At 70.1% G+C, this 20,188-nt stretch carries 26 protein-coding genes and 1 pseudogene; 17 read left to right on the forward strand and 10 right to left on the reverse strand.

Going from position 1 to position 20,188, the window contains the following annotated elements; translation table 11 throughout:
* Positions 1–95: 95 nt before the first annotated feature.
* Positions 96–503 carry a rodlin gene (locus ACZ63I_RS04285; protein ID WP_469335160.1) on the forward strand — a complete coding sequence of 136 codons (408 nt, stop codon included), beginning with the start codon at positions 96–98 and terminating at the stop codon, positions 501–503.
* An 87-nt stretch (positions 504–590) separates the two neighbouring features.
* Here the strand turns inward: ACZ63I_RS04285 and ACZ63I_RS04290 are convergent, their stop codons facing one another.
* Complete coding sequence (locus ACZ63I_RS04290; RefSeq protein WP_469335162.1) at positions 591–971, reverse strand: VOC family protein; 381 nt, start codon at positions 969–971, stop codon at positions 591–593.
* Positions 972–1,127: 156 nt separating this feature from the next.
* On the opposite strand from ACZ63I_RS04290, the gene ACZ63I_RS04295 reads away from it, so the two are divergent.
* From ACZ63I_RS04295 to ACZ63I_RS04310, 4 genes are all read left to right on the forward strand, one after another.
* On the forward strand, positions 1,128–1,658 hold the full coding sequence (locus tag ACZ63I_RS04295) for a GNAT family N-acetyltransferase (protein WP_469335164.1): 531 nt from the start codon (positions 1,128–1,130) through the stop codon (positions 1,656–1,658).
* A gap of 51 nt (positions 1,659–1,709) precedes the next feature.
* A complete protein-coding gene (locus ACZ63I_RS04300) occupies positions 1,710–2,030 on the forward strand; it encodes a DUF6191 domain-containing protein (RefSeq protein WP_469335165.1) in 321 nt (106 codons plus the stop codon).
* Between the two features lie 37 nt (positions 2,031–2,067).
* On the forward strand, positions 2,068–2,763 hold the full coding sequence (locus ACZ63I_RS04305) for a maleylpyruvate isomerase family mycothiol-dependent enzyme (protein WP_469335167.1): 696 nt from the start codon (positions 2,068–2,070) through the stop codon (positions 2,761–2,763).
* Between the two features lie 64 nt (positions 2,764–2,827).
* Complete coding sequence (locus tag ACZ63I_RS04310; protein WP_469335169.1) at positions 2,828–3,625, forward strand: exodeoxyribonuclease III; 798 nt, start codon at positions 2,828–2,830, stop codon at positions 3,623–3,625.
* Positions 3,626–3,644: 19 nt separating this feature from the next.
* Here ACZ63I_RS04310 and ACZ63I_RS04315 read toward each other — a convergent pair whose 3' ends face one another.
* On the reverse strand, positions 3,645–4,274 hold the full coding sequence (locus ACZ63I_RS04315; protein WP_469335171.1) for an LUD domain-containing protein: 630 nt from the start codon (positions 4,272–4,274) through the stop codon (positions 3,645–3,647).
* 147 nt (positions 4,275–4,421) lie between these two features.
* Between ACZ63I_RS04315 and sigJ the strand changes: the two genes are divergently transcribed.
* The gene (gene sigJ / locus ACZ63I_RS04320; RefSeq protein ID WP_469335553.1) at positions 4,422–5,369 is read left to right on the forward strand and encodes an RNA polymerase sigma factor SigJ; all 948 of its coding nucleotides are present in this window, start codon (positions 4,422–4,424) and stop codon (positions 5,367–5,369) included.
* A gap of 14 nt (positions 5,370–5,383) precedes the next feature.
* On the opposite strand, the gene ACZ63I_RS04325 is transcribed toward sigJ, so the two are convergent.
* Genes ACZ63I_RS04325 through ACZ63I_RS04340 form a run of 4 tightly spaced genes read right to left on the reverse strand, consistent with a single transcriptional unit; the run spans position 5,384 to position 9,528 of the window.
* Complete coding sequence (locus ACZ63I_RS04325; protein ID WP_469335173.1) at positions 5,384–6,424, reverse strand: UDP-N-acetylmuramate dehydrogenase; 1,041 nt, start codon at positions 6,422–6,424, stop codon at positions 5,384–5,386.
* Positions 6,425–6,441: 17 nt separating this feature from the next.
* Complete coding sequence (locus ACZ63I_RS04330; protein ID WP_469335175.1) at positions 6,442–7,479, reverse strand: serine hydrolase domain-containing protein; 1,038 nt, start codon at positions 7,477–7,479, stop codon at positions 6,442–6,444.
* Positions 7,457–8,794 (reverse strand): UDP-N-acetylglucosamine 1-carboxyvinyltransferase, encoded by a 1,338-nt coding sequence (locus ACZ63I_RS04335; RefSeq protein WP_469335177.1) that lies wholly within the window; start codon positions 8,792–8,794, stop codon positions 7,457–7,459. Before ACZ63I_RS04335 ends, ACZ63I_RS04330 begins: the two co-directional genes overlap by 23 nt.
* Positions 8,795–8,799: 5 nt before the next feature.
* Complete coding sequence (locus ACZ63I_RS04340) at positions 8,800–9,528, reverse strand: GlgC family sugar phosphate nucleotidyltransferase (RefSeq protein WP_469335178.1); 729 nt, start codon at positions 9,526–9,528, stop codon at positions 8,800–8,802.
* Positions 9,529–9,779: 251 nt separating this feature from the next.
* Between ACZ63I_RS04340 and ACZ63I_RS04345 the strand changes: the two are divergent.
* Positions 9,780–9,947, forward strand: a pseudogene (locus tag ACZ63I_RS04345) (helix-turn-helix domain-containing protein); the annotation flags it as partial.
* A gap of 144 nt (positions 9,948–10,091) precedes the next feature.
* Positions 10,092–11,138 (forward strand): XRE family transcriptional regulator, encoded by a 1,047-nt coding sequence (locus ACZ63I_RS04350; protein WP_469335555.1) that lies wholly within the window; start codon positions 10,092–10,094, stop codon positions 11,136–11,138.
* A 72-nt stretch (positions 11,139–11,210) separates the two neighbouring features.
* On the opposite strand, the gene ACZ63I_RS04355 is transcribed toward ACZ63I_RS04350, so the two are convergent.
* Both ACZ63I_RS04355 and ACZ63I_RS04360 read right to left on the reverse strand, forming a co-directional pair.
* Entirely contained in the window at positions 11,211–12,128 is a 918-nt protein-coding gene (locus tag ACZ63I_RS04355; RefSeq protein ID WP_469335180.1) for a nitroreductase/quinone reductase family protein, read from the reverse strand.
* Between the two features lie 305 nt (positions 12,129–12,433).
* Positions 12,434–12,859, reverse strand: a complete 426-nt coding sequence (locus ACZ63I_RS04360; protein WP_469335182.1) for an ATP-binding protein — start codon at positions 12,857–12,859, stop codon at positions 12,434–12,436.
* Positions 12,860–13,159: 300 nt separating this feature from the next.
* Here ACZ63I_RS04360 and ACZ63I_RS04365 point away from each other — a divergent pair, with 300 nt between their 5' ends.
* Genes ACZ63I_RS04365 through ACZ63I_RS04390 form a run of 6 tightly spaced genes read left to right on the forward strand, consistent with a single transcriptional unit; the run spans position 13,160 to position 15,197 of the window.
* Positions 13,160–14,044: a helix-turn-helix domain-containing protein gene (locus ACZ63I_RS04365; RefSeq protein WP_469335557.1), complete on the forward strand. Its 885-nt coding sequence runs from the start codon at positions 13,160–13,162 to the stop codon at positions 14,042–14,044.
* Positions 14,045–14,049: 5 nt separating this feature from the next.
* Positions 14,050–14,250: a DUF397 domain-containing protein gene (locus tag ACZ63I_RS04370; protein WP_469335184.1), complete on the forward strand. Its 201-nt coding sequence runs from the start codon at positions 14,050–14,052 to the stop codon at positions 14,248–14,250.
* Positions 14,250–14,453, forward strand: a complete 204-nt coding sequence (locus tag ACZ63I_RS04375; RefSeq protein WP_469335186.1) for a DUF397 domain-containing protein — start codon at positions 14,250–14,252, stop codon at positions 14,451–14,453. Before ACZ63I_RS04370 ends, ACZ63I_RS04375 begins: the two co-directional genes overlap by 1 nt.
* Positions 14,450–14,800, forward strand: a complete 351-nt coding sequence (locus tag ACZ63I_RS04380; RefSeq protein ID WP_469335188.1) for a DUF397 domain-containing protein — start codon at positions 14,450–14,452, stop codon at positions 14,798–14,800. The genes ACZ63I_RS04375 and ACZ63I_RS04380 overlap by 4 nt, the downstream gene beginning before the upstream one ends.
* Complete coding sequence (locus ACZ63I_RS04385) at positions 14,800–15,003, forward strand: DUF397 domain-containing protein (RefSeq protein WP_469335190.1); 204 nt, start codon at positions 14,800–14,802, stop codon at positions 15,001–15,003. The genes ACZ63I_RS04380 and ACZ63I_RS04385 overlap by 1 nt, the downstream gene beginning before the upstream one ends.
* Positions 15,000–15,197, forward strand: a complete 198-nt coding sequence (locus ACZ63I_RS04390) for a DUF397 domain-containing protein (protein WP_469335191.1) — start codon at positions 15,000–15,002, stop codon at positions 15,195–15,197. Before ACZ63I_RS04385 ends, ACZ63I_RS04390 begins: the two co-directional genes overlap by 4 nt.
* Positions 15,198–15,204: 7 nt before the next feature.
* Here the strand turns inward: ACZ63I_RS04390 and ACZ63I_RS04395 are convergent, their stop codons facing one another.
* Positions 15,205–15,828 (reverse strand): histidine phosphatase family protein, encoded by a 624-nt coding sequence (locus ACZ63I_RS04395; protein WP_469335193.1) that lies wholly within the window; start codon positions 15,826–15,828, stop codon positions 15,205–15,207.
* Between the two features lie 64 nt (positions 15,829–15,892).
* Positions 15,893–16,528, reverse strand: a complete 636-nt coding sequence (locus tag ACZ63I_RS04400) for a MerR family transcriptional regulator (protein WP_469335558.1) — start codon at positions 16,526–16,528, stop codon at positions 15,893–15,895.
* A 185-nt stretch (positions 16,529–16,713) separates the two neighbouring features.
* On the opposite strand from ACZ63I_RS04400, the gene ACZ63I_RS04405 reads away from it, so the two are divergent.
* Genes ACZ63I_RS04405 through ACZ63I_RS04415 form a run of 3 tightly spaced genes read left to right on the forward strand, consistent with a single transcriptional unit; the run spans position 16,714 to position 20,026 of the window.
* Complete coding sequence (locus ACZ63I_RS04405; protein ID WP_469335195.1) at positions 16,714–18,237, forward strand: flavin-containing monooxygenase; 1,524 nt, start codon at positions 16,714–16,716, stop codon at positions 18,235–18,237.
* Positions 18,234–19,142, forward strand: coding sequence for an alpha/beta fold hydrolase (locus ACZ63I_RS04410; protein WP_469335197.1), 909 nt, complete (start codon positions 18,234–18,236; stop codon positions 19,140–19,142). Before ACZ63I_RS04405 ends, ACZ63I_RS04410 begins: the two co-directional genes overlap by 4 nt.
* Positions 19,139–20,026 carry an SDR family oxidoreductase gene (locus ACZ63I_RS04415; protein WP_469335199.1) on the forward strand — a complete coding sequence of 296 codons (888 nt, stop codon included), beginning with the start codon at positions 19,139–19,141 and terminating at the stop codon, positions 20,024–20,026. Before ACZ63I_RS04410 ends, ACZ63I_RS04415 begins: the two co-directional genes overlap by 4 nt.
* The last annotated feature ends 162 nt before the right edge of the window (positions 20,027–20,188 follow it).

The following is a 20,188-nucleotide window of genomic DNA, read 5'->3' on the forward strand; positions in this document are numbered from 1 at the left end:
CCGTTCGGGGGACTTCCCGGAACCATTCGTCCAGGCGTGAGTTGAACAATTCGGTACTCCACCGGTGGAGTCCGACTTTCCGGAAAGGCATTAAAATGAAGAAGCTGTGGGCAACCGCTGCTGTAGCGGCCTCGCTCGTCGGAGCCACGGCCGCCGCCGCGTCGCCGGCGATGGCGATCGGCGACGACACGGGCACGACGTCGTTCAGCGGCAACGGTGCCGAGCAGTCCTTCGGCAACTCGGTGACCAAGGGCGACATGAGCCCCCAGCTCGGCCTTGTTCAGGGCTCCCTGAACAAGCCCTGCATCGGTCTGCCGGCCAAGGCGAACGTCGGCTCCCTCGTGGGCCTCGTGCCGATCGCGGTCCAGGACATCAACGTCCTGTCTTCGCCGCAGAACCAGCAGTGCACCGAGAACTCGACCCAGGCGAAGGGTGACGAGGCGCTGTCGCACATCCTCGACGACATCCCGGTCCTGTCGGGCAACGGCGTCAACAACAGCTAGTCGCCCCGAAGGCCCGGACCGGCGCGCTCATGCCGGTCCGGGCCTTCGTCGTACCCGCGCGCTCGTACCCGCCCCCCGTACCCGCTGTCAGAGTGGGTTGAGGCGGGCCTTGAGCAGGCAGAATTCATTGTCCTCCGGGTCGACCAGGACATGCCACGGCTCGTCCCCCGTCTGACCGATGTCGGCCGGGCGCGCACCGAGCGCCAGCAGGCGCTCCAGCTCGGCGGCCTGGTCGCGGTCGGTGGGGTTGACGTCGATGTGCAGCCGGGACTTCCCCTTCTCGGGCTCGTCCCTGCGGCTGAGGAAGATCGTCGGCTGCGCACCGCCGAACCCGTCGCGCGCCCCGATCTCCACCGAGCCGTCGTCCTCGCGGCCGAGCACGACGAAGTCCAGCACCTCGCACCAGAACCGCGCCAGCACCTCGGGGTCGCGGCAACCGAGCACCAGCTCACCGATACGACACGCCATGACGAAACCCGCTCTCAGCCTGGGGACGGACAATCCGCGACCGTAGCGGACGGGGCGGGTGCGGGCGACCCGATTTCGGGGCCGGTCCCGGCCCCCGCCTCGGCTCCTGCTCCGGCCCGCCGGAGCGGGTACGCCGGGACGTGGTTCGATGCCGGGATGAACGATCCCACTCCCGCCGTGGTCGTACGGGCCCGCGACGACTCCGATCTGCCCGCCTGCGCCGCGGCGCTGGCCGATGTCCACGCCCGGGACGGCTACCCCGTCAACTGGCCCGCCGATCCATCCGGTTGGCTGACCACCCGGACCCTGATCGACGCCTGGGTGGCGGAGCTGGACGGCCGGGTCGTCGGACACGTCGGCCTGTCCGGCGGTACGGAGGACGACGTGGCGCCCCGCCTGCTGAGCGACCGGGACGGCGCACCCCTCGTCGCGTCGACCGGCGTCGTCAGCCGTCTGTTCGTCGCCCCCGAAGCACGCGGGCACCGCATCGGCGCGCTGCTGATGGCCCGGGTCGTGGCCGAGGCGCGCGCACGCCGGCTGCGCCCGGTTCTCGACGTCGTGGCCACGGACAGCGCGGCGGTGGCCCTGTACGAACGCCTCGGCTGGGAGCTGCTGGGAACGGCCGAGGAACAGTGGGGCCCGGAGCAGAAGGTCACCGTGCGCTGCTACCACTTGGCGGCGGGCTGAGCGGGTGCCGCGACGGTTGACCGCCGGGGCGGGCGCCGGATACTGAGGGGCATGCAATTCGTCGTGTTGATGACGCTGCCCGGGCTGGTCATCCTGCTGACGGTCGTGGCCTTCACCGACCAGTTGCTGCTGCGGGCCGGGCGGGCCGGGGTGTTGCCCTGGCGGAACAGTGTGCGGCAGGGGCAGATATCGGCGACCGGGTTCGAGCAGCTGCACGCCAGCTTCTCGCCGGGCAAGCAGAACGAGTTGAAGGAACGGCAGTCGGCGCTGATCATGCCGGACAACGAGGACGACGGGGCGCCGCCGAACCGGACGACGGTGGATCTCGACGGTGGCACGGCGGTCGTGCGGATGACCCGCCCCGGAGTGTGAGGCGCGCCGTGCCGCGCCGGGACTAGATTCCCTGCCCATGGACCGTGACTTCTACCTCACCCACCTGCGGGCCGAGCTCGACGGCTTCCGTGCCTGCCTCGACGGCGACCTCTCCGTACCTGTCGCGCACTGCGGCGGCTGGACGGTGCACGACCTGGCCGGGCATCTGGGCGGCGGGAACCTCTGGGCGGCGACCGCCGTGACCGAGCGGCGGGGCAGGGGCGGATCGGCGCGGGCGCCGAAGGACCCGGCGGCGGTGGGGCCGTGGTTCGACGGTACGGCGACCACGCTCCTCGACGTGCTGACCGACACCGACCCGGACGCCGAGGCGTGGACGTTCGCCCTGCCCCGTACCGTCGCCTTCTGGCAGCGCAGGCGTTGCCTGGAGACGCTCGTCCACCGGTGGGACGCGCAGAACGCGCTCGGCGGCGCCGCGCCCTTCGAGCCCGCGCTCGCCCACGACGGCGTCAGCGAGGTGTTCGACACCTTCGCCCCGCGCGAGGTGCGCAAGGGCCGCGCCGCGCCGCCGCCCCTCGCGCTGCGTCTCGTGTCGACCGACACCGGCGGCAGCTGGGCGTACGGTCCCGGCGACCCCGTCGCCACGGTCACGGGGACGGCGGAGCGGCTGCTGTTGATGCTGTGGGGCCGGGTGGCCCGCGACGACCGGGCGCTCGGGTGGGACGGCGACCGGGCGGCGGCCGAGGAGACGCTGAGTGGCCCGCTGGTGCCGTAGCGACTGGTGCCGTTCCGGGGCCGTGGTGGCTGATGCCGTCGTGACTCCTGGGTAGTGTGTCGGGGTGCTCACCGTGACAAGCGTGAATGTGAACGGCCTCCGCGCCGCCGCCAAGAAGGGCTTCGTGGAGTGGCTGGCCGACACCGCCGCCGACGTGGTCTGCCTCCAGGAGGTACGGGCCGAGCCCGGCCAGCTGCCCGACGGCGTGCGCGAGCCCGAGGGCTGGCACGCCGTGTACGCGCCGGCCGCGGCGAAGGGCAGGGCCGGTGTCGCGCTGCTGTCCCGGCGCGAGCCCGAGCGTACCCAGATCGGCTTCGGCTGCCCCGAGTTCGACGCGAGCGGCCGGTACGTCGAGATCGACCTGCCCGGTGTCACGGTCGCCAGCCTCTACCTGCCGTCCGGTGAGGTCGGCACCGAGCGGCAGGACGAGAAGGTCCGCTTCATGGACGAGTTCCTCGGCTACCTGGAACAGCTCAAGAAGCGCGCGGCGGCCGACGGCCGCGAGGTGCTGGTCTGCGGCGACTGGAACATCGCCCACCAGCAGGCCGACCTCAAGAACTGGCGCGCCAACCAGAAGTCGTCCGGCTTCCTCCCCGACGAACGGGCCTGGCTGAGCCGGGTCTTCGAGGAGACGGGGTACGTGGACGTTGTACGCGCCCAGCACCCGGAGCAGGAGGGGCCGTACTCGTGGTGGTCGTACCGCGGGCGCGCCTTCGACAACGACACGGGCTGGCGCATCGACTACCACGTGGCGACCCCCGGTCTGGCCGGGCGGACGGTCAAGGCGTGGGTGGAGCGCGCGGCCACCCACGACGAGCGCTGGAGCGACCACGCGCCGGTGACGGTGGTCTACGGCTCGTAAGGCCCTGCCCTGAAGCCCCTCAGAAGCCGATGGCTTCGCGGAGCAGCAGGACCGTACCGCGCCCGGGCTGGTGTTCCGCGTTGAGGACGAGCAGCCGGTTGACGGCGCTGGGCCATCCGTACGCCTCCTCGGTGCGGACGCTCTCCAGCGGCAGACAGTGGTCGTCCACGCGCCGCAGCGCGGTGTCGAGGTCCGGCACCACCTTCTGCGCCCCGACGACCCAGATCGCCCGCGCCGCACCGCCCGCGTACCCGGGCAACTGGCTTCCGCTGCCCGAAGCGATCACGAGCGAGCCGGTCTCGGTGACCGCGGCGACGCTGCCGACGATCACGTCAGGGCTGGCGAGCAGCCGCCGGATGACGTCGGCGCCGGTGACGCGGTCCATGGCCAGGACGCGCGGCTTGATCGCCTGGTAGCGCCCGCCGGCGTTGATGTCCTCCTCGATACCGGACAGCCGAAGGGTCTCGCTGGCCCCGGTGAAGACGCTCGCGCGTTCGGGGATCAGCTCTCCGACGCGGGTACGCGCGGCGGCGACGTCGTCGAGGATCTCCACGGTGAAACCGTGTGCGGTCAGCGCGGCGGCTGCCCGCTCCAGGCGCTGCGCGGGGGCCGGGGCGGCAAATCGGGTGGCCGGTATCGGGGTCGTCATGATGTCTCTGAGCTTCCTCTTCGCTGGATGATGTGTCCGTCTCATCTGTCCGACAACGCAGCGCCCGGGAATGTCAGGCCTGACATTCCGGCGGCCTGTCTTGTCGGATTGATGAGGACGGAAGCGAGCGAGGGAGCTGTCGGCACCATGACCACCGGGGCGGCGGACGAAGGAGACGGCGCGGACGACCGGCCCGATCCGGGCCTGGACGCGATCATGAGCGAGCGGCGGCAGCTCATCAATGTCGCCTACCGGCTCCTGGGCTCCCTGGCCGAGGCGGAGGACGCCGTCCAGGAGACGTACGCCCGCTGGTACGCCATGCCGCAGCGGCAGCGGGACGCCATCGAGTCCCCGGGCGCCTGGCTGACGACGGTCGCGAGCCGCGTCTGCCTCAACCTGCTCAGCTCGGCCCGGGTCCGGCGGGAGACGTACGTGGGCGATTGGCTCCCCGAGCCGCTGCCCGAACGCGGCGAGTGGAGTACCGGCCGGCCGGGCGGCGCCGTCGACCCGGCGGACCGGGTCACCCTGGACGAGTCGGTCAACCTGGCCTTCCTGGTCGTACTCGAAGCGATGACCCCGGCCGAGCGCGTCGCGTTCATCCTGCACGACGTCTTCTGCCACTCCTTCGCCGAAGTCGCCGAGATCGTCGGCCGCACCCCCGCCGCCTGCCGCCAGCTCGCCTCCTCGGCCCGCCGCCGCGTCCGTGACGCGCGCCCCTCGGCGACTCCGGCGGCCCAACGAGCCGCCGTCGTGCGGGACTTCAAGCAGGCCTGGGAAGCCAAGGACATCGAAGCGCTCATCGCCCTCCTCGACCCCGAAGCCACGGCAACCGCGGACGGCGGCGGCCTCGCCCTGACCTTCCTGCACCCCATCGAAGGCGCCGAACAGATCGCCCAAGCCTGGACCGAAATCGCCCGCCGCAAGCCCGCCACCATGACCTTCCTGGAACGCACGGTCAACGGCCAACCAGGCCTGGTGGCCGAACAGGACGGCGCGACGGTGACGGTGTTCGCGTTCGACGTCGCGGACGACCGGATCAAGCACATCTGGGTCGTCCGAAACCCGGAGAAGCTACGCGGCTGGCCGACGGCCTGACGGGAGGGCCCAGTTCACAGCCCGGTGCCCCAGGAGCCGGGACGAACAGGTTCCGGGGTGAGGCGGACCGCGGTGGCCGCATGCACTCGTGATGCCAGGATCCGAAGTGCGGCGTCGAAAGAGGCGGCGGTGGCGCCGTCGCGCGCGGTGAGGGTCAGGGTCCGACGGGTGGAGCAGGAAACCCCGGGCACCACCAGGGCACCGGGGTGGTATCCGGCCCGTTCGAGCAGCCATCCGGCACTCGACCGCAAGCCACCGCTCTGGTCGCGGTATACCGGGCCTCCGACGGCCTGGACCCTGGCGGCCTGAGCCGGAGTGACCAGTGGGTTGAGGAAGACAGAGCCCGCCTGGCGGGTATCAGGTCCGGCCGGTGGCAAGGAGAGTCCGCGGTGCCGGCGGTCATCAAGGACGCCCTGGGCCGCCTCGGCGAGCGGAGGCCGGACGCCGAGGCGTAGGTCCAGGGCATCGGCCAGGTGCTGGTAGGCAATTGGTGCGGCGTACGAGCTGCGAGTGAGCCGCAGCGCGACGTCGAGGATCGTCCACCGGCCGGGCCTGGACTTGAATGCGGTAGTGCGGTAGCCGAAGTCGCAGTCGGAGGGGCGTAGTTCGACGACTCGACCCAGATGCCAGTCGTAGGCGGTGATCTTGCTGAGCGTGTCGGACATCTGCTGGCCGTAGGCGCCGGCGTTCTGGACCGGGGCGGCGCCGGTTGTGCCGGGGATGCCGCCCAGGTATTCGATGCCGGACAGACCCTCGGAGATGGCGTAGGCGACCAGCGCTGAGAGTGGTTCGCCCGCCTGGGCGGTGACCTCCACGACGCCGTCGGTGAGCGGGCGTAGCGCGATGCCTCGGGTGGCCATGCGGATCACCGGGCCGGGGTAACCGGCATCATCGGCCAGGGTGTTGCTGCCGCCGCCGAGCACGAAGGGCACAGTCCGCTCGCGCTGGATCATCCGGGCGAGGTCGGGCCAGGCAACGGGATCGGTGTGGGTGAGGAAACGGCCGGCGCGTCCGCCGATGCGCAGGGTGGTGTGGTCGGCCAGTAGCTCCTCCATGAAGGTGTCTCCGTAGGTCAGGTGGCCGAGATCGTCTTGAGTGCCAGGGCCCGCAGAGGAGCGATCCTGGTGCGGGCGCTGCCGTGGTAGACGGCGTTGGTACAGATCACCAGGTAGCGGCCGGTGTCCGGAGCGAGGTAAAGGCTGGTCCCGGTGAAGCCGTGGTGGTAGGCGACGCGGCCACCGGCGGCGAGGATCCAGGACAGACCCCGGTCCAGACCGGGTTCGATCCGGGACTGGGGAACGAGGCCGGCGCGCAGCCATTCGGCCAGGCCGTCGTTGTCGCCGTGCGTGTGTGTGGTCAGGAGCCGTTGAGCGTATGTGACGAGGTCGTGCGGGGTGGAGAACACTCCGGCGTGTCCGGCGATGCCGCCCAGCAGTGCGGCGTTGTCGTCGTGCGCGACGCCCCAGATGCGCGGGGCGCCGAGGATTCGCCGCTCTGTCGGCGCGACCTGGTTGCCGCGGGTGACGGGCCCGTACGTTGTGGAGTTCATGCCCAGGTCCTCCCACAGCGCCTCGGCAAGTTGGTCGAGCGGGAGGCCGTTGACATGGGATAGAGCGAGACCGAGGAGGATGTAGCCGCGGTTGATGTACCGGTGAGAGCCGGGCGTGTCGTCCAGCGGCTCGCGGCACAGCAGTTCGTGCAGTGGCAGGTCGGAGCCTCGGTAGTGGTCGAGGCGGGTGGAGGCTCGAAGGCCTGATGTGTGTGACAGAAGTTGTCGCACGGTTGCGTCAGCGCTGGGGGTCTCGCTGTTCATCGCGGGCAAGAAAGCGCGGATGGGCACGTCCAGGTCGAGCAGGCCGGCGTCGAGGGCCCGGCCGGCCAGGGGCCAGGTGGCGACGACCTTCGTCAGCGAGGCGATGTCGTAGGCCGTGTGCGGGGAAGGAATCTCGTCTCCGCACTCCGGCGCGATCACCCCGGCGTGGAGGAACCGGGGGGTCGCGCCGACGGTCCCGTACGCCATGACGCCGCCCGGAGTCGCTCCGGCGGCGACGACGTCCTCAAATGTCCCCCTGAACCGGGCGGTGTCATCAGTGGTGAACGGGACGGTCATCAAGGGCCTCCGGGGTGGTGGTGATGTCGGCTCCCAGGGTGGCGAGATTGGGCAGTAAGTGGCCGTAGCCGCGCCGGAGATGGAACATTCCCCGGATGTCAGAGGTGCCGTCGGCGGCCAGGGCCGCGATCAACAGCGCGGTCACCGCACGGATGTCCGCGGCCTCCACCTCGGCTGCACGGAGCCGGACCCGGCCGCGCACGCGGATGACCGAACCTGTCGACGAGACCTCGGCGCCGAAGGCACGCAGCCCCTCGACATGGGTGTCCCGTCGGGGATAGACCCGCTCTGTGATCAGCGAGGTGCCCGTGGCCTGGGTGAGCATCGCGGTCAGCTGCGGCGCCGTGTCGGTGGGCAGACCGGGGTGCGGGCCGGTGGCTGTCTCCACGGCCGTCAGCGGGCCCCGCGACTGTGCGTGGACGCCGCCGTCCGCCGCGTCGTTCAGGGCGATACCCACCTCGGTCAGAACGGTGGTGAGGCCGTGGGGGAAGTCCGTCGCGGTGAAGTTGTCGAGGTGGACGCTGCCGCCGGTCGCGGCGGTGGCCATGATCATGGTGGCGGCCTCGACCCGGTCTCCGGCCACCGAGAAGTCGCCGCCCGCGATCCGGTCAGTGCCGAAGACGTGCAGTCCTTGTTCGTCGTAGCGGATGAGGACGCCGCGATCGGAGAGGAAGCGGGCGGTCTCAGTGACCTCCGGTTCCGCCGACGGGTGGGTGATCAGGCTCGTGCCGGGGGCGCGGGCAGCCAGCAGCATCGCCGTGACTGTGGCGCCCAAGCTGGGCCCGTACGGGGTGTTCACGTCCACGGTGAACGCCTTCACACCGCGTGGCCCGCACCGTGCGCGCATACCGGTGGTGCCACTCGCGACGACCTCGGCGCCTGCGGCCTGCATAGCCGCGAGGTGCCGGTCGATCAGACGCGGACAGAACGCGTCACCGCCGGGGTACGGGAAGCTGACCTGCCCGGTGCGGGCCAGCACTGCGGCGGCCAGGACCACTGTCGTACGCACCTGGCGTCCGAGCTCCGGGTGGATGACGGGGCGCAGCTCCGAAGTCGGGGTCACAACGAACCGGTTCTTCTCGACCTCGGTTCGGGCTCCGGCGTGGCGCAGGATCTGCGCGCTCACCGCGGTGTCGACGATGTCCGGTGCCGCTGCCAAGGTGACCGGGGCGTCGGTGAGGAGCGTCGCCGCGTACAGGTGGAGGGCGATGTTCTTGCTCCCCTGGATCGAAATGCGTCCGGACAGCGGGCACCCGCCGGTCACGTGTATGCGGGTGGGGTCCGGGACGGCAGCGGAGATGAGTGCCGTGGTCATGGCCGTCACCGCACCCGGGAGCCGGCGGGCAGGAAGCCGCCGATGTGGTCGCGGGGGTAGATCGCGGCGCCAGGTCCGATCAAGGTGCCGGGCGACAGTACGGTCCCGGCGGGCAGAGCCACGTCGTCGCCGATGATCGCGCCGAACTTCGTCTGTCCGGTGCTGATGCGCCGCCCGTCGAGGTTGACGGTGATCTCCTCGATCGCCGGTTCGGCGACCGGGCCGTGGTCGCATCGCAACCCTGTGGTGGAGCAGAACGAGCCGATGTTGACGCGCGTCCCGATCACCGAGTCGCCGATGAAGCACGGATGCTTCACGAACACGCCCGCTGTCAGCAGGCTGCGCGTGATCTCCGCGCCGAAGCCGATCCGGCAACCGGGGCCGATCACGCTGTGGTCGCGGATCAGCGCACCGGCCGAGACCACGGCGCCGGTGCAGATCAGCACAGGTCCGACGACTCGGGCGCCCGCCTCGATCCGGGCGCCGGACTGCACGACGACCTCACCGAAGAGCGTGGCGCCGTCTTCGACGACTCCACCCTGCCCGTCCCGAAGACAAGCGGCTCTGTTGCCGAGATCCCTGGCCATGAACCCCTTTATGTCGAAGACGCTCCGGCAACGTGCCAGCAACCCTGTGACGTAGGGCCCGAGACCGTCGGACCGGAAGTAGTAGGCCGGGGCAAGGCGGCCGTCGGCGGCCGACGCTGTGGACGGCACGGGAATCTCGGACTGCATCAGGGCCTCCTGGGCTTGGAACCGGACGGGAGGCGGCTCCTCGGACCGGGTCCGCCTGCCACCCAAGGCTGCCGTGGCCGACGTGCCGACGGCAGGGGCGCTGTCCTGACCCGCAAAGGCCTTTGCGTCTGGTGCAAAGGCACTGCCAGGACGGCGGTCCCAGGCCTACGGTGAGAGTGGCGCAGCCTGGCTACCAGCGGGAACGAGGTACGGATGCGGTTACCAGGGCACACGCGACTTCCGAGGCCGATGTGACGCCCGGGGAGTTGGTACGCCAGACCCGGCAGGCGAAGGGGCTGACGCTCGCGGAACTGGGGGACCTGACCGGTTACTCCGCAGCGCAGGTCTCCCGGTACGAGCGGGGGATTTCGCCGATGGCCGATATCGGCGTTCTGCGTCGCTTCGCCGACGCGCTTGAGCTGCCGCACCGGGCGTTCGGCCTCGCTCCGCCCGCGCCCCGGCCGGGCGTTCGACACGGTCAGCAGGTCGGAGCAACGACGGCCTTTCCCCGGATGCCCGCCCATAGGGTGGGTAGTCCCGGGTGGGAGGACGGTGAAGATCCGGTGCGGCGAAGGAAATTGATCGCGGGCCTGGCGGCCACGGCCGCCGCAGCGGCAGGCCCTCCGCTGACAGGCAGTGGCACCGCGCAGGCCGACGAGGCACTGCTTGGCGAGCTTCTCGTCGCCAGGCTCAGGGACGCGATGCTCGGCCTGGGCACCGCCCCCGCCTTACCGCCCGCGGGGACACTGGACGCCGACTTCGCCCGTGCGCTCGCCGACTTCGATGCCTGTCGCTACGCAAGCCTTGCCGTACGCCTGCCTCGCCTGATCCGCGCCGGGCACGCGCTCAGCACCAGCGAGGACCGGGTCGAGTACGTGGAGCTGCTCGCCAAGAGCTATCTACTGGCGACCCGCATGCTCGTCAAAATGGACGAGCAGCAGCTCGGCTGGATGGCCGCCGACCGCGCGCGCCAACTGGCCGAAGCGAGCGGGGACGTGCTCGCCGTGGCCGAAGCCGCTCGCCAACTCGCCGTGCTGGCCAGGAAAGCCGGCTGGCATCAGGAAGCTCTGTCGATCGCGCTGTCCGCCGCGGACCACCCCGACCTGCGGGGTGCCGGACGGCCCGGCGCGGCCGAGCGTGGGCTGCTCATCCAGTCCGCCGCCTACACGGTGGCCCGTCGCGGCGACCGGGACGGTATGCGCGAGCTGACCGACGAGGCCGCTGCCGTGGCCAAGGAACTTGGCGGAACAGTCCTGTTGCGCGACCACGGCGGCGGTTTCAGCCCCCTCACCGTCCAACTCCATCGCATCTCGGCGGAGAACTACGCAGGCGACCCATTGGCCGCGCTTGCCGCCGCCCGGACGATCCCGCTGAAGGCGCTGCCCAGCGTGGAACGGCGCTCCCGTGCCCTCGGTGACATCGCCGTCACGTACGACCGGCTCGGCCGCCGGGGTGACTGCGTCCGCACCCTCCTTGCCGCCGAACACTGCGCCCCCGAGGAGACCCACGCCCGCCCGGCGACGAAATCGCTCATCTCCAGCCTGTTGGTCTCGGGGCATACCTCGACGGAACTACGTGGCCTCGCGGCCCGCAGCGGCGTCCTTCTCTGACGGAACGCGCATCGTCGGTGTCAGCCGCTGATGTCGGAAGACTTCTCTCCGAGCTTGCGGCAGTTTCGAGACTCAAGCACCGCTTGCCCGGTCATGCCCCGGGGGCCAGGGGATGTGGGTCAGGAGGGGGAGCAGGTGGTCCTCCTCGTGGTCGAGGTGCGCGTTCAGTTCGGCCGACATGCGGGCCACCTCGGCGCGGAAGCGGTGGGGGTCGGAGAGGGTGATGTCGGCCAGCAGCGAGACGAGTTCGTCCTGGACCCGGGCCACTGTCGCGTGTTCTGCGGCCAGTTGGGCGAAGACATCGGTCAGGTCGGGGTGGTGGGCCGCGATTCCGGGGAACAGGTGTGCGTCCTCGCTGGTGTGGTGGAACTCCAGCCCCTGGCAGAAGGCCAGGCAGCGCTGGCGGATCTGCAGTCCCAGGGCGGGCGGTGGTTCGGCGGGTCCGTTGTGTGCTCCTCGCGCGGCGAAGTGGGCATCCACCTCCGCGCCGATGTGCAGTAGCTGGGCACGAAGCCAGGTGTGCACCTCCATCAGCTTGTCGGCGAGGCTCATGACCTCGGTGGGTGGCTGCCAGCCGTCGGGTTCAGGGCGTTGCAGGATGACCACCGGCAACTGCCGCTCTGTGCGGGCCGCGTAGTCGGCGTACCCGGGCGCCGCGCGTACGCAGACGTCGAACAGCTGGTCGCGGTCGGTTCCTTCGGCCGGGACCGCGAGGGCGTCATAGGTGGCGGTGCCGATTTCCACCTGTACGACGGGGTGGGCGAGCAGGTTGTGGTACCAGCCGGGGTGGTGAGGTCCGCCGAGGTTCGACCCGACCACCAACAGCAGCTCGCCGTCGCGTACGAAGCCGAGCGGTGTGGTGTGGGGGCGCCCCGACCGGGCGCCGGTGGTCGTCAGCAGCAGGAGATCGCCGCCCGCGAAGGGGCCGCCGACCTTGCCCGCGTTGGCTCGGAACTCGGCGATGACAGATTGGTTGAACGATGTGGGCATGCGGTTTCGCTTCTCCGGGGGAGGATGTGGGGCCGCGCGGCGGCCGGGGGCGACGAGCGTGAAAGCGCGACGTCAGCGGTGGGGGCAAGGGTGAGAACTCATGCCGGATCCCTGATGTGAAGGGTGCTCCGCCCGGTCACCGGCCTGCCCACTGCTCTTTGGCCGGCACCACGCGGCACCGGGGCCCATTACATGCGCCGCGGCGGATCACTGTCAACGAGCACCGGTCGCGAAGAGCGCCCACAGGAGCGCGCCGCACAGCGTCAGGACGGAGAGTACGCAGGCGACCTGCTGGCCCTTCGGGCTCACGTCCCCTCGCCGCCCACCTGCGCCCAGACGAGCTTCCCGACCCCACGCCGCTCGCTCGCGCCCCACCGCTGGTTGGTCAGCTCGTCCACCAACGCGAGCCCGCGGCCCCCTTCGTCGTCGTCCGCCGCCTCGTGCCGCTGCGGCAGTTCGTCGCTGGCGTCGTGGACCTCGATCCGTACGGAGTCGTCCTGCCGGATGATCCACGTCTCGACCATCCGGCCGGGCACGTGTGCGTGCAGCACGGCGTTGGTCATCAGCTCGGAGAGGACGAGGGCGGCCACGTCACCGAGTTCGGCCAGCCCCCACGCGTCGAGCGCCACCAGCAACTGATGCCGGGCGAGCCCCACGGACCGCCGGTTACGCGGCCAAAGCTTGCGGACGAGGGGGGTGTTGGCGAGTGATGTGGGTTTCGCTGAGTGCATGGGCGTGCCCTCCGTCGGCTCCTGGAGCCGGAGTTGTCGCTGTTGGTAGGTCAGCCCACGGTGGCCACGCTCGGCGAGGAGGTGGCAGCGCTGTGTGAGCGACTGCCTGTAATCGTGACACCGCTCGCGGTACGGTGACATGGCCACAGAGGAATTCTGTCGTCAACTTTTCGCGTGAACTTTCGCGGTTTATCGGGGAGTTCATGCCCTAAGTCGGTAGCTTCCGCTATGGCGCAGAAGGTTGCTTGCACCAGCGGAACCTTCACCGACACACTGGAACACTGCGCGGAGGAGAAGCAGATGGTTACGGATCTAGAGGCGGCCACGCCCGCGCTTTGCCGTCTCCAGTTGGGGAGCGAGTTACGTCAACTACGCCTGACCGCCGGGCTCAAGGGCGCGCAGGTGGTCAAACGGCTGATCTGGAGCCCGTCGAAGCTCACCCGTCTTGAAACGGGGGAGAATTCGGCGGTCGACACCGCCGATGTGATGGCCCTCTGCGAGATCTACGGAGCGGATCCGGAGACCCGGGCTCGGTTGCAGGGGTATGCGGCTGTCACCCGGACGAGGAAGGACTGGTGGCTCACCCGTGAGTACCGCCCGGTGATCAGCCCAGGGCTGAGGGCCTACTTGGACCTTGAAGCCACGGCCGCTGCGCTTCAGACCTACCAGTCGGAATTCGTTCCAGGCTTGCTGCAGACCGAGGCATATGTCCACGCGATCCATCAGTCGTCGCGCACTGTTCTCTCGGCCGAAGATATTGACCGTCTGGCCACGATCCGAACCATGCGGCAAGAAATCCTCAGCCGCCCGGACTCGCCGCTCAAGTTCACAGCGATCATCAATGAAGCGGTGCTGCGCCGGCCTGTGGGGCCCTCGCCCGTCATGCGAGACCAACTAGCCCACATCGTCAGGGTGGTGGAGTCCCGCCATAACGTGCGTGTGCAGGTTGTGCCCTTCCGCTGCGGTGTCCACTCCGGGATGAACGGGTCGTTCGTCCTCCTTCAGTTCCCGGAGCGGATCGCTCTTAGGCCGATGGTGCACCTGGAAATCCTAGGAGACGCGTGGATCAGGCGTAGCGATACTGATGTGGAGCGGTATGAGGACGCGTTCTCTGAACTGCAAGCCCTAGCTCCGGGACCGCAGGAGTCTCTGAGCATGATCAAGGAAGCGATCAAGGAGCATTGATACCCATGACCATCAAGGCTGACGTCCTCAGCGGTGCTGACTGGTTTAAGTCCAGCTACAGCAACAACTCGGGTGGCGAGTGCGTCGAGGGCGCCCGCCTCGCAGGCGGTTCTATGGCTGTCCGTGATTCCAAGGACCCGCACGGCCCTGTTCTGCTCTTCGCCGCCAGTGCGTGGCGCGCGTTCACTAAGGAGCACCGAGGCTGATGACCAGCAAGGCTGACGCCCTCGACGGCGCCGACTGGTTCAAGTCGAGCTACAGCAACGGCTCGGGCGGCAACTGCGTCGAGGGCGCCCGTCTTGCTGACGGTTCTATGGCTGTCCGCGATTCCAAGGACCCGCACGGCCCCGCTCTGCTCTTCCCCGCTTGCGCTTGGCGCGTCTTCACGAAGGAGCACGGAGACCGATGACCGTTGAGGCTGGCGCCCTGATTGGCGCCGACTGGTTCAAGTCGAGCTACAGCAACTCCCAGGGTGGCGACTGCGTCGAGGTGGCCCACCTCGTGGACGGTGCTGACTGGTTCAAGTCGACCTACAGCAACTCCCAGGGCGGCAACTGTGTTGAGGCCGCTCGCCTCGTGGACGGTGCCGACTGGTTCAAGTCCAGTTACAGCGACAACCAGGGCGGCGCGTGCGTGGAGGGCGCCCGTCTTGGCGACGGTTCGATGGCTGTCCGTGATTCCAAGGATCCGCACGGCCCCGCTTTGCTCTTCGCCGCCAGTGCATGGCGTGCCTTTACGAAGGAGCACCGAGGCTGATGACCATCAAGGCTGGCGCCCTCGACGGCGTCGACTGGTTCAAGTCGAGCTACAGCGACAATCAGGGCGGCGAGTGCGTCGAAGGCGCCTGCCTTGCGGACGGTTCGATGGCCGTCCGTGATTCCAAAGACCCGCACGGCCCTGCTCTTCTCTTCCCCGCCCGCGCCTGGTGCGCCTTCGCGAAGGAGTACGGAGACCGATGACTGAAGCAGACCGCTTGATCGGCGCCGACTGGTTCAAGTCGAGTTACAGCAACGGCTCGGGCGGTGAGTGCGTCGAGGGCGCCCGTCTTGCCGACGGCTCATTGGCTGTCCGTGACTCCAAGGACCCCCACGGCCCCGCCCTGCTCTTCACCCCTAACGCCTGGCGCGCGTTCCTCTCCGGCCGGTCAGGCTGAGTCCCGGTCAGATGTGAAGTTCGGGCGGGAAGCCCGTCCAGCGCAGTTCTGTCGGCAGGTGCCGCATGTCGTTGGTGACGAGCACGGAGGTCGGCCTGCCGGGGGCGTATCGGAGGACCGTCAGTGCCGCGTTGCCGTGGTTGAGGCCCATCCAGCGCCACTTGGGGGCGTCGAGGGCGGCTCGGACCAGCCAGCCGATGAGGAAGTTGTGGGTGACGACGAGTTCATGGCGGGGGCGGTCTCCGGCGACCGGGCCGGTGAACTCCGCCAGTGCTTCCTGGGCCAGCGCCGCACCACGGTCGCGCTCCTCTTCCGATACCTGAGCGAGGAAGCTGAGCATGGCGTCGGCTGAATCCGGCGGCAGCTCCTCCTTCGTGGGCACGTACGGGACGTAGTCGCCGGCCCGCTCCACTTCGTTCAGGGGGACGCCCTCAAGCTGTGCGCCGATCAGCCGGGCCGTCTGCCGCGCCCGAGGCAGCGGTCCGTGGTGGGTCGCCGAAAGCGGGGTGCTGCGGAGCCGTTCACCGAGCAGAACGGCTTGGCGCCGACCGCTCTCCGTCAGGGTTGTCTCGTCTGCCGACGCCTCACCGTGCCGGGCGAGGTAGAGGTATCGAGCGGCTGCTTCTGCCATGGGTTCGGGCTCCGTCGTCATCCGCTGAGCTGCCTGGTCACAGTCCCGGCAGCCGTCCGCAGCCTCAGGCCCCGGTGTCGTCGCGCGTAGCGCGTAGGTGGCGGTCCAGGGCCATCGAGAGTTCCGCTTCCACCACGCTCTTCGCGAGCGGGCGGAGCTTCGCCGGGTCTGTGTCTGTCGCGTGGGTCTGGAGCGTGGTCGCGAAGAGCGTCGCCAGGGCGTCCGCGTGGGCGCGGACCTGGCGGCCTGCTTCCAGGACCGCGGCCAGGGGGACGCCCTCGCGGACCAGGGCCGCCGAGACGTCCAGGAGGCGGCGGCTGATGTGGACCAGTTCGTCGCCGTCCGTGGCGAGGTAGCCGAGGTCCAAGGCCGTGGCCAGGTTCTCCGGGGTGACCTCGCCCTCGAAGTAGTCGGCCAGCTCCTCGGGGGAGAGGTGGACCGGGGTTTCCTCGGTCGGTTCGCCGAGGCCCAGCACCTCGCCCACGTCGCGGCCGCTTTCGAACGTCGATGCGAGGTCGGCGATGCCGGTGAGGGTGTGGCCGCGTTCCAGCAGGGCCGCGATCGTGCGGAGTCGGGCCAGGTGGTGGTCGTTGTACCAGGCGATACGGCCTTCCTTGCGCGGCGGCGGGATCAGGTCCCGCTCGCGGTAGAAGCGCACGGTGCGGACAGTGATGCCGGCTGCCGCTGCCAGCTCCTCCATGCGGTATTCGCGTTCGCCTGCCACTTGGCAACCTTATGCCGTACCGCCGGTAACTTGTTTGGCACGCCCACTACCCATGGGTAGGAAGCTGCTCTAGTCTCCTGATAGTGCCAGTGATTACTGGCGCGGTTCGGGAGTGGGCTGCCCGGTGACGCCGGTGGCAGGAGTGCGGGAGGCGAAGCATTTTGAGTCAGCACGAGCACGTACGCGTGGCGGTGATCGGGTCCGGATTCGGCGGCCTCGGGGCGGCGGTCCGGCTGCGCCGCGAGGGGGTCACCGACTTCGTCGTCCTGGAGCGGGCGGACTCCGTCGGCGGGACGTGGCGCGACAACAGCTACCCCGGGTGCGCCTGTGACGTGCCCTCGCATCTCTACTCGTTCTCCTTCGCGCCCAACCCCGACTGGCCGCGCACGTTTTCCGGCCAGCGCCACATCCGGGCGTATCTGGAGCGCGTCGCCGACACGTTCGGGCTTCGGCCGCATCTGCGGCTCAACCACGAGGTGACGCTGGCCCGGTGGGACGAGGACGCGCTGCGGTGGGAGCTGGAGACCGCGCACGGCGCCCGGTTCACCGCCGATGTCGTCGTCTCCGCCGGCGGGCCGCTGTCCGATCCGAAGATCCCCGCGATCCCGGGCCTGGAGACCTTCCCCGGGAAGGTCTTCCACTCCGCCCGCTGGGACCACGACTACGACCTGCGCGGCAAGCGCGTCGCCGTCATCGGTACGGGTGCCTCCGCGATCCAGGTCGTGCCGGCGATCCAGCCAGAGGTGGCGAAGCTGACGCTCTTCCAGCGCACACCGCCGTGGGTGATGCCCCGCGCCGACCGGGCCATCTCGGCGGCCGAGCGCTGGCTGCACCGCAAGGTGCCCGTCACCGGCGCCGTGCGGCGGCAACTGCTCTGGGGCATCAGGGAGCTTCAGGTGCAGGCGTTCACGAAGCGGCCCAACGAGCTGGGGGTCGTGGAGTCCATCGCGAAGGCCAACATGGCGAAGGCGATCAAGGACCCGGCGCTGCGGGCCAAGTTGACGCCCTCGTACCGGATCGGGTGCAAGCGCATCCTGCTCTCCAGCGCGTACTACCCCGCGCTCGCGCAGCCCAACGTCGATGTGGTCGCCGCCGGTCTGACCGAGGTGCGCGGCTCCACGCTGGTCGGCGCCGACGGTACGGAGACGGAGGTCGACGCGATCGTCTTCGGCACCGGCTTCCATGTGACGGACATGCCGATCGCCCAGCGGGTGGTGGGTGTCGGCGGTACGACGCTCGCCGAGGCGTGGAAGGGCGGGATGGAGGCGCTGCGCGGGGCGACGGCGGCCGGGTTCCCCAACTGGATGACGGTCATCGGGCCCAACACCGGCCTCGGCAACTCGTCGATGATCCTGATGATCGAGTCCCAGCTCAATTATCTGGCGGACTATCTGAAGGCGCTGGACGCGCTCGCCGCGCCCGGCGAGCGGGTGGCGCTCGACCCGAAGCCGGCCGCCGTCGGTGCCTGGAACGACCGGGTGCAGGAGCGGATGAAGCGCACGGTGTGGAACACCGGGGGCTGCACGAGCTGGTATCTCGACGCCAACGGCCGCAACACCACCATCTGGCCCGGTACGACGACGGAGTTCCGCAAGGCGACCCGTGAGGTGCGGCTCGCCGAATACGACGTGCTGCGCCCTGACCGGGCCCGCGCGGCGAAGACCGTGAAGGAGGCGGCGCTGTGACCACGCAGCTCGTGCGGCCCGCGCACCGCGACCGGGTCGTCGTGTCGGCGGACGGGTCGAAGATCCAGGTGGAGGTGTACGGGGCCGACGACCGCCCGGCGGTCGTGCTGTCGCACGGCTGGACCTGCTCGATCCGCTTCTGGGCCGCCCAGATTGCCGACCTCGCCGTCGACCACCGCGTGATCGTCTACGACCAGCGCGGCCACGGCCGTACGCCCCCGCCCGCAGACGGCGGCTTCGGCTACAGCACGGACGCCCTCGCGGACGATCTGGAGGCCGTGCTGAACGCCACCCTCAAGGACGGCGAGAAGGCCGTCGTCGCCGGGCACTCGATGGGTGGCATGACGATCATGGCGGCGGCCCGCCGGCCCGCCTTCCGCACGCATGTGGCGGCGGCGCTGCTGTGCAGCACCGGCTGCTCGCTGCTGGTCACCGAATCGCTGATCGTGCCGCTGCGGTCGGGCCGGCTGCGGACCTGGCTCACCCGCAAGCTCCTCGGCTCGCCCGCCCCGCTCGGACCCGTCACGGCGCTCTCGAAGCGGATCCTGCGGTACGGGACGATGGGCCCCGGCGCGAGCGCCGAGCAGATCGCGGAGTGCGCCCGGATCGTGCACGCCTGCCCGCGCCCCGCGCGGGTCGCCTGGTCGCGGGTCCTCGACGAACTCGATCTCGAAGCGGACGTACGGGAGTTGACCGTGCCCACCGCGATCGTTGTTGGCTCGGCCGACCGGCTCACCCCGCCCGTGCACGCCCGGACGATCGAGGCCGGGCTGCCACGCAGCGCCGGAGTCACCGAAGTCCCGGGGATGGGCCACATGTCCCCGGTCGAAGAGCCCGAACTCGTCACCGCGCGCATCCGCGAACTGGTCGGCGCGCATCTGACCACCAAGGAGGACGCCGTATGAGTGGGAGCCGACCGCGTGGACTCGACGGGCAGGTCGCCGTCGTCACCGGCGCCGCGCGCGGTGTCGGGGAGCTGCTCGCCCGCAAGCTCTCGGCCCGTGGCGCGACGGTCGCGCTCGTCGGCCTGGAGCCCGACGAGCTGAAGCAGGTCGCCGGCAAGCTGCACGGCGAGAGCGGGTACTGGCATGCGGACGTCACCGACCACCACGCGATGGCGGAGGTGGCGCGTGAGGTCACGGAGCGCTTCGGCAAGGTCGACATCGTCGTGGCCAACGCGGGTGTCGCGAGCGGCGGTCCCTTCGTCGACTCCGACCCCGACGCGTGGCGGCGGGTCATCGAGGTCAACCTCATCGGCGGTACGGTCACGGCGCGCGCCTTCCTGCCCGCCCTGACCGAGAGCCGCGGCTACTTCCTCCAGATCGCCTCGCTCGCGGCGATCACGCCCGCGCCGATGATGACCGCGTACTGCGCGTCGAAGTCCGGCGTCGAGGCGTTCGCGCACAGCCTGCGCGCGGAGGTCGGCTACCTGGGGGTGCGGGTCGGGGTCGGCTATCTGTCCTGGACGGACACGGACATGGTGCGGGGGGCCGACGAGGACGACGTGATGCGCGAGCTGCGGCAGCGGCTGCCGTGGCCGTCGAACCGGACGTATCCGCTCGGCCCGGCGGTCGACCGGATCGTGGCGGGGATCGAGCGGCGCTCCGCGCATGTGTACGCGCAGTGGTGGCTGCGGGGGATGCAGTCGGTACGGGGGTATCTGCCGGCGGTGATCGCCACGGTGGGACAGCGGGAGATGCGGCGGTTCGGACCGCGGCTGGCGGGGGTGCCGAAGGGGTTGGTGGGGGCGGGAGGGGCGGCGGACGAGCGGCGCGGTGCGCTGCGCTGACGTCTGCGGTGTCGCCGTCCGGCGGGGGCGGCCGGGTGCGGTGGTTGCGGTGCGTTGTTCGTCTGCCGGGTTCCGGGGCCTCCGGAGGGGGGTGTCCGGACTGCTCGATCGCTAGAACTCCTACGCTTTACGTCCGGACACCCCCCTCCTGCGGCCCCGGCC

The sequence above is a fragment of the Streptomyces sp. NPDC087906 genome (assembly GCF_055584925.1).